Origin of the sequence: uncultured Phenylobacterium sp., assembly GCF_902826855.1 — a bacterium.
In the GTDB taxonomy this organism is placed as follows: domain Bacteria; phylum Pseudomonadota; class Alphaproteobacteria; order Caulobacterales; family Caulobacteraceae; genus Phenylobacterium.
This window is the reverse complement of sequence record NZ_CADEGK010000216.1, coordinates 1-7077: the sequence shown is the minus strand read 5'-3', so window position 1 is coordinate 7077 and position 7077 is coordinate 1. Positions and strand designations below refer to the sequence as shown.

The window sequence follows — 7077 nt, the reverse complement described above, 5'->3', positions numbered from 1 at the left end:
ACTTTCGCCCGTTGCGGGGAGAACGAACACGCTCGGGGGGAAAAACGCTTACCCAAGGAGCAAAATCAAGGGAACTTGAAGGCAAGGGGCGGGCCACTTTGGGAATGTCGGCCAAAAAGAGAAGGCCATGAGCCGAAAGGGAGGATGCGATGCCGGGTACCCTTGCGACACCCTTCCGGGTCGAGCCGCTTGACGCGAGCTTCGGCGCCGTAGTCACGGGCCTGCGCCTGGCCGACCTGGACGAGGCGGCATGGCGGGCGCTCCACGCCACCTGGCTGGAGCACGCGCTGCTGGTCTTTCCCGGCCAGCACCTGACGCGTGACGAACAGGTGGCCTTTGCCCGGCGCTTTGGCGCGCTGGAATTTGACATCGCCCCCATCAGCAACGTGAAGCCCGATGGCACACTGCGCGTCGAGGACACGGCCGACGACGTGGTCAAGATCCTGAAGGGCAATATGGGCTGGCACGCCGACAGCACCTATATGCCGCTCCAGGCCAAGGGCGCGGTGTTCAGTGCAGAGCTCGTGCCGACGATCGGCGGCCATACCGGCTGGGCCGATATGCGCGCCGCCTATGACGCGCTGGATCCGGCGACGCAGGCCAAGGTCGAGCGCCTGTCCGCCTATCACTCCCTGCACTACAGCCAGGGGCGCCTGGGCTTCGATCCCAAGCGCAAGGACAGCGAATACAGCGGCTATGGCTTCCATGACGGGCCGGTGCCGCTGCGCCCGCTGGTCAAGGTTCATCCCGAAACGGGGCGCAAGGCGCTGCTGATCGGCCGTCACGCCCATGCCATCCCCGGCATGGACCCGGCGGAGTCGGAGCGTTTCCTGGACGAGCTGGTGGAGTTCGCCTGCCAGCCACCGCGCATCTACCACCATGACTGGCGGGTGGGGGACACGGTGATCTGGGACAATCGCTGCCTGCTGCACCGGGCGACCCCCTGGGACATGACGCAGGCCCGCGTCATGTGGCACAGCCGCATTGCCGGCGATCCGGTGAGCGAGGCGGCGCTGGCCGCCTGAGTGCGACGGATCGGACGGCTCCTGTCGGAACCGGTCGACCTGCTGCGTCCTTGGCGGGGACAGCGTCAGGAGACAACCGCCATGCGCATGAAGCACAAGATCACGACCAGCCTGTGGTTCGACAATGATGTCGAGGCGGCGGCGAACTTCTATGTCTCGACCTTTCCCGACTCCCGCATCGTCGTCGTCTCGCGCTGCGGCGAGGCGGGACCCGGGCCGGTGGGCAGCGTCCTGGCCGTGCGCTTCGAGCTCATGGGTGTCGAACTGGTGGGGATCAATGGCGGACCGCATTTCAAGCTGAGCGAGGCGGCATCGCTGATGATCGACTGCGAGACGCAGGATGAGATCGACCATTACTGGGATGCCCTGATTGCCGGCGGTGGCAGTCACAGCCAGTGCGGCTGGCTCAAGGACCGCTTCGGCCTGTCCTGGCAGGTCACCTCGTCCCGCCTGCCGGGCCTGATCGCCGATCCCGACCCGGCCCGCGCGGCGCGGGCGATGCGCGCCATGATGGCCATGACGAAGATCGACCTGGCAGAGCTCGACCGGGCGCAGGCCGGCTGAGCCGGGAACCGCGACGGCGGTTGCGAATTTCGTGTCGGGCGGGGGCAAAAGGGTTCCCGCCGCATCGCGGAATTTCGGGGGATACGGCATGAGCCGCAACGGTCTGTTCTTCCTGGTCGGCGCCCTGGTCGTCGTGGCGGCCGTCCTGGGCTACATGGTCTATGAGGACCGCAAGCAGCCGGATGGGCTGGAGATCAACGTCGGCTCCGGCGGCATCACGGTGGAGGAGAACTGACCCCGTCCAGGATTTCCAGCTGGGCGGCGCAGGCCAGGGCGATGCGCGGCCCGAACGACCAGGCCGCCCAGCCGCGGACCCGCACGCGGACGCCGGCCAGGGCCATCGGGTCCAGGCCGCGCCGCTCCAGGTCCCGGCGGACCGGTGCACCAACCAGGATCGAGAAGTCGCGCCGCCAGTCGCTGCCGAAGTCCAGGAACAGCTGCGCGCCGTTGCGGGTCGCCCGGACGATGGTGCCTTCCACGATATGGAACCGGTCCAGCCTGTCGCCCACGTCGTCCGGCGTCCGCACGCGATAGGCATCCAGCGCCCACAGGCCGCGTCCCGCCGCACGGGCCTCGTCCTCCAGGGCCAGCAGTTCGGCCAGCCCGTGATCGCTGCGGCTCCGGCAGCGCACCCGGGCCTGTCCATCCGCCACCAGCACCGCCTGCAGCCAGCGGCCATCGGCCAGCACGACCTGTGCCGCCACCCGGCCATGGCGGTCGGGCGCCTGCGCCTGGCGCCAGGCGACGACCTGGCCCAGAACCAGGGCCGAAAGCGCCGCCCGGCTCCGCGACGCATGGGGCCAGGGCGGCCGCGCGGCCGGCAGCAGGGGCGCCTGGACCGCTGCCAGGACCAGGGTGAGACCGTCCGCCAGGGTCAGGCTGTTGCCGTCCGCAACCTCCGTCACCAGCCCGCTGCCGCCGGCCCTGCCTTCGGGCGGGGCAGGCAGCGCCATGGCGCAGAGCGCCAGCCCCAGTGCGGCTGAAGCCAGCACCCGTGCAGCTGCCACCAGCGCCCGCGCAAGGCGCGTGCGCCAGGCGTCACCTTGTGTAGGATGACCGCTGATCATGATGCGAAGGGATTCCGGGCCATCCTGTTCCGTTGCGTAATGCGGGCCGCCACGCTGGCCCTGATCGGTCTTGCCCTTGTCCTTGCGGGGCCGGCAGCCCATGCCGATGCCGTGCTTCAGGCCTTTGGCGGAGCCTATCGCGATGGGCGGCTCCAGTCCTATGTCGACGGCATCGCCCAGGCCCTGGCCCCGGCCCTGGGTCTGCCCGATGGGGCATGGCGCGTGCAGATCCTGAACACGCCAGAGATCAATGCCTTTGCTGCTGCCGGGGCCCGGCTCTATGTGACGCGCGGCCTGCTGGCCAATGCACGGGACGAGGCGGAACTGGCGGGCGTCGTCGGTCACGAGATGGCCCATGTCGTGGCCGGCCATTCCTATTTTTCGACCGAGCACGCAGCCGAAGGCGGCTTCAGCCCCGCCCAGGAGTTCGAGGCCGATGCGCTTTCGGTGCAGGCCCTGGCCCGCCTGGGCTATGACCCATAAGGCGGCATGGTACCGGCGCACGGGCGGCCAGCTCGACCGCTTCGCCGTCGGCCACACTGTCGCGGTCGCGGCCGACCACTACGCCGACATTCCCGCGCTTCGTCATCTGCACGAGGCGACAATTGCCGACGCCATGACCGATGCGCTCGACGCCGCGTTCCCCCCCTGTGTCCTGTCGTCGGAGGAGGAAGCGGCCGTCCAGACCGATCCCGACAAGGCGACCGGCCTTCCCGTTGTCGGCGCCGCCGCGGTCAAGGCGCTGTTCGGCGGCGAGCAGGACGTCTGGCTCGCCAGTTGCGGCGGCTTCTACAACAGCCCGTTCGGCTCGGAGGGAGAGGCCTGTCCGTCCCCCTTCTGGGGGTGTCTCGAATGCAGCAATGCCGTGGTCACCGCCCGCAAGGTGCCCGCGCTCCTGGCCTTCCTCAACTTCATCCGGGCGCAGCGGCAGGTGCTGAGCGAAGCCGACTGGATCGCCAAGTTCGGCCGGGTTCACGGACGCATCGCCGAACAGATTCTGCCCCGGTTCGCCGACGCCGAGATCGAGGAAGCCCGTCGGATTGGGTCATCGGACCCCGCGCTCCTCTACCTGCCGCCCGAAGCGAGAGCGCCATGATGCCGGCACCGATCAAGCTGCCGCAGCACGCGTCGCTGCCTTCGGCCATTTATGGCAACGACGAGCCCGTGCTTGCCGGCGTGGCGGTCAGGGACGATGCCGACCGCACGCGACTTCCGCGCTTCGGTGACGATCTTTGGGACCTGGGCGCCGCCATTTTCCGGGTGAACGCCCGCTACAGCAATTACCGGCTGAACCTCGCCCGCATCGCCGATCCCGTCACGCGGCGGCTGGCGAAGGAGTACGTGATCGCCCGCCTGCGCATCCATGTGCCGGGATATCGGGCGCCCTGCGGCGCGACCTCGGCGATCCGCCTGCTGCGCTACATCCAGCATTTCGCCGCGTTCCTCCGCGCAAGGACTGGCGCCGTCGATCTCAGCCGGATCGATCAGGCGCTGCTCGACGCCTATCTGGCGTATGCCCGTTGGAACGCATAATTCAACCACGAACCCAGGCGGAGCGGCCGAACGCGATATGAGTGGGGTGAGAGTCGTCCTCGTGGATCCCGAAGGACGCGAGCACAGTCTTGAAGGCGAGCCGGGGCAGAGCGTCATGGCGCTGGCCGTCGCGCACGGCGTTCCGGGCATTGAAGCGGAATGCGGTGGCGCTTGCGCGTGTGCGACCTGCCACGTCTACGTCGAGCCGGAGCGCTTCCGCCTAGTCGGCCCGCCACCCCCGCTCGAGGCTGACATGCTCGAGTTCGCGAATGCGGAACGACAACCGACCAGTCGCCTGTCCTGCCAGATCAAGCTTCACCCGTCGTTGGAGGGCTTGCACCTGACCGTGGCCGGCGGGGGTTAGGCTATGAGCACAGCCACCGTGCCGGCCCGGCGTCCGAGCTTGGTCAGCGCCCTCGCCCGGATCGGCGTCCATCGCGCGTGGGAGAGCATCGTCCAGCCCCTCGCCCACCGACTATCCGACGTCCCCTTTCGCATTGAGGCGGTGACCGCGCCGTGGCTGACCGCCGCGCTCTGCGCCAAGACCGCGGACGCAAAGGTCGTCTCTTTCCGGCTAGGTGACGGATCCGCCGGGACCTCTGTGCGACGCCGCATCCACCTGACCTATAACGATGTCGGCCGGGCCGCCGGACTGCCGGCGACGGTCTTCGCAAAGTCGACCCCCAACGCCCTGACGCGAATGGCCAATGGCTATAGCGGAACGATGGCGAGCGAGGCCCTCTTCTACGCCCAGCTCAGACCGGAGCTCTCGCTGGAGGCGCCGCGGGGCTACCACTCGGCCTACGACCTCCGCTCATACCGCTCGATCCACCTCCTGGAAGACCTTGTCGCCACAAAGGGCGCGACCTTCTGTTCCCCTCAGACCGTCATCAACCGGCGGCAAGCCAACGAGATCGTTGACACCCTCGCCGCCTTCCACGGCCACTTCTTCGGGGATCCGCGCCTCAAGAGCGTGTTTGGAGCTGGCCTGAGGAGCTATCCGCAGTGGTTCATGGACGGCGATCGGATGGCCAATCTCCGACCTGGTCACGAGAAGGCCATGACGAAGGCGGCGGACGTCATTCCGGCGGATATCCGCGCTCGACGAGAGGAGATCTGGCCCAAACTCCAGGAGTCCTTCGCCGATCACGCCCAGCACCCCGCCACCCTGCTGCACTCGGATGTCCATCTCGGCAACTGGTATGTCACCGGTACCGGCGGCATGGGCCTTTGCGATTGGCAGTGCGTCAATCACGGGGTCTGGGCGCGTGACTTCGCGTACGCCGTCAGCTCGACCTTGACGATCCAGGACCGACGAGCGTGGGAGCGCGCGCTGTTGGAACGATACCTCGGACGCCTGCGCGCTTGCGGCCAGTCGATCGGCTTAACGGACGCCTGGCGCCTCTACCGTCGGCAGTTGCCCGCCGCGCTGCTCATGTGGACACCGACTCTCTGCCACTCGCCGCTCCTGCCGGACATGCAGCCCGAGGCGACAAGCATCGAACTCATTCGGCGGATGACGACGGCGATGTCAGACCTGAAGGCGCTTGACGCGTTCTAACAGACTCCGCGGCATCCTCTGGTGTGAGCCCGAAAATGCCGCAGCGGATCATGCCTTTGCGGAGATCTATTCGCCGGTGTAGTGCGGCGCTTGCTTTTCGATGAAGGCGCGCACGGAGCGCTTGTGATCACGGGTCTCGCGCAAATCCATGAAGCTCTGCGCCTCGCGGGCGAAGGCTTCGTCCATGGCCAAGTCCGCGGCCGCGTCTAGGTTCTCCTTTACAGCGGCGTAGGCAAGCGGCGGGCCCAGCGCGAGTGTTCGCGCTAAGGCGTATGTCTCCGCCTCCAAAGCTGTATCGGCGACCACTCGGTTCACCAGCCCGATCTGTAGAGCCTCAAGAGCGTCGAGCCGCGGACACAAAAGACAGAACTCCCGAGCCCTGACGTGCCCGAGAACCTTGTAGGTGAAGTACGCCGCTCCGAAATCGCCGGCCAATCCGATCTTTGTATAGGCGAAGGTGTACTTGGAGCGTTCACTCGCCACCCGCATGTCACAAGCGAGCGCAAGGGCTAGTCCGCCTCCCGCCACGGGGCCGCGGATCATCGCGATCGTTGGCTTGGCCATGCGGTGAAGGCGACCGGCGAGATCGCCCGCGATTCGCGCGAGTGGAGCGCCGTCAGGTCGGCCCGCCACGGCGGGTTTGCGCGGTGCGTCCAGCGACCTCATGTCGCCCCCGGCGCAGAAGGCCGCGCCCGCCCCGGTGAGCACCACCACTTTCACGGCCGTATCAGCCGCTGCCGTCGCGATTGCATCGGCCAGCTGTCGCGTCAGCTCGCCATTGATGGCGTTGAGACTCTCTGGCCTGTTCAGGGTGATCGTGAGGATCCCGTCTTCCAGCCGACGAAGCACCGGCCCCGTTCCATGGTCAGTCATTGTCATCCTCGCTCGGCCCGGGCTGGCCGCTAACTCTGCAGCGCCCCTGTCTCTTCAGCGCCCCTGTCGCCACCCACCGCTAACGGCGGAGCAGGCGTTACGTCATTCCTAGGAGATCGGCCGCCTCTGCCGATGAGGCGAGTGGACGGCCAACGGCCTGGCACACCGCCACCGCCCCTTCCAGCAGTTCCGCATTCGTAGGCGTGTCTGTGCCGCCGTAGTCCTCAAGCCCCACCCGCAAATGCCCCCCGCGCTCAAGCGCAAGACGGGCCAATCCGGTGCGAACAACATCGCCGCCAAAAACCGCTACGGACCAGGAAAGACCGGACCCTTCCAGCATCTCAAGATAGGCTGTGAGCGCAGCGCTCGTGGGCGGGAGGCCAAAGCCTATGGCGGGCTGCCCCGCGCTTCCCGATAGGCCGCGACCGATGAAATCGTACTCACCGGCGAAGTA

The 7077-nt window shown here is 67.5% G+C and carries 11 protein-coding genes; 8 read left to right on the top strand and 3 right to left on the bottom strand.

Annotated features, from left to right (window positions below; genetic code table 11):
* Positions 1 to 149: 149 nt before the first annotated feature.
* The 3 genes from QZV94_RS21235 (at position 150) to QZV94_RS21225 (ending at position 1824) form a co-directional block, all read left to right on the top strand.
* Positions 150 to 1025 (top strand): TauD/TfdA family dioxygenase, encoded by an 876-nt coding sequence (locus QZV94_RS21235; RefSeq protein ID WP_293681620.1) that lies wholly within the window; start codon positions 150 to 152, stop codon positions 1023 to 1025.
* 81 nt (positions 1026 to 1106) lie between these two features.
* Complete coding sequence (locus QZV94_RS21230) at positions 1107 to 1589, top strand: VOC family protein (RefSeq protein ID WP_293681617.1); 483 nt, start codon at positions 1107 to 1109, stop codon at positions 1587 to 1589.
* A gap of 88 nt (positions 1590 to 1677) precedes the next feature.
* Positions 1678 to 1824: a hypothetical protein gene (locus tag QZV94_RS21225; protein WP_293681614.1), complete on the top strand. Its 147-nt coding sequence runs from the start codon at positions 1678 to 1680 to the stop codon at positions 1822 to 1824.
* Here the strand turns inward: QZV94_RS21225 and QZV94_RS21220 are convergent.
* Positions 1805 to 2542 carry a thermonuclease family protein gene (locus tag QZV94_RS21220; protein ID WP_293681611.1) on the bottom strand — a complete coding sequence of 246 codons (738 nt, stop codon included), beginning with the start codon at positions 2540 to 2542 and terminating at the stop codon, positions 1805 to 1807. The two genes, QZV94_RS21225 and QZV94_RS21220, sit on opposite strands and share 20 nt — an antisense overlap.
* Before the next feature lie 153 nt (positions 2543 to 2695).
* On the opposite strand from QZV94_RS21220, the gene QZV94_RS21215 reads away from it, so the two are divergent.
* From QZV94_RS21215 to QZV94_RS21195, 5 genes are read left to right on the top strand one after another with little or no spacing between them, the layout of a single operon-like run.
* Positions 2696 to 3139 carry a M48 family metalloprotease gene (locus QZV94_RS21215; protein WP_293681608.1) on the top strand — a complete coding sequence of 148 codons (444 nt, stop codon included), beginning with the start codon at positions 2696 to 2698 and terminating at the stop codon, positions 3137 to 3139.
* A complete protein-coding gene (locus QZV94_RS21210) occupies positions 3129 to 3752 on the top strand; it encodes a hypothetical protein (protein WP_293681605.1) in 624 nt (207 codons plus the stop codon). Before QZV94_RS21215 ends, QZV94_RS21210 begins: the two co-directional genes overlap by 11 nt.
* Complete coding sequence (locus QZV94_RS21205) at positions 3749 to 4189, top strand: hypothetical protein (RefSeq protein ID WP_293681602.1); 441 nt, start codon at positions 3749 to 3751, stop codon at positions 4187 to 4189. The genes QZV94_RS21210 and QZV94_RS21205 overlap by 4 nt, the downstream gene beginning before the upstream one ends.
* Positions 4190 to 4235: 46 nt before the next feature.
* The gene (locus QZV94_RS21200) at positions 4236 to 4553 is read left to right on the top strand and encodes a 2Fe-2S iron-sulfur cluster-binding protein (protein WP_367255045.1); all 318 of its coding nucleotides are present in this window, start codon (positions 4236 to 4238) and stop codon (positions 4551 to 4553) included.
* A 3-nt stretch (positions 4554 to 4556) separates the two neighbouring features.
* On the top strand, positions 4557 to 5750 hold the full coding sequence (locus QZV94_RS21195) for a phosphotransferase (protein WP_293681596.1): 1194 nt from the start codon (positions 4557 to 4559) through the stop codon (positions 5748 to 5750).
* Between the two features lie 66 nt (positions 5751 to 5816).
* Here the strand turns inward: QZV94_RS21195 and QZV94_RS21190 are convergent, their stop codons facing one another.
* Together QZV94_RS21190 and QZV94_RS21185 are read right to left on the bottom strand one after the other, a co-directional pair.
* Positions 5817 to 6599 carry an enoyl-CoA hydratase-related protein gene (locus QZV94_RS21190; protein WP_293681593.1) on the bottom strand — a complete coding sequence of 261 codons (783 nt, stop codon included), beginning with the start codon at positions 6597 to 6599 and terminating at the stop codon, positions 5817 to 5819.
* A gap of 121 nt (positions 6600 to 6720) precedes the next feature.
* A partial coding sequence (locus tag QZV94_RS21185; protein ID WP_293681590.1) for a 3-keto-5-aminohexanoate cleavage protein occupies positions 6721 to 7077 on the bottom strand: 357 nt, incomplete at its 5' end.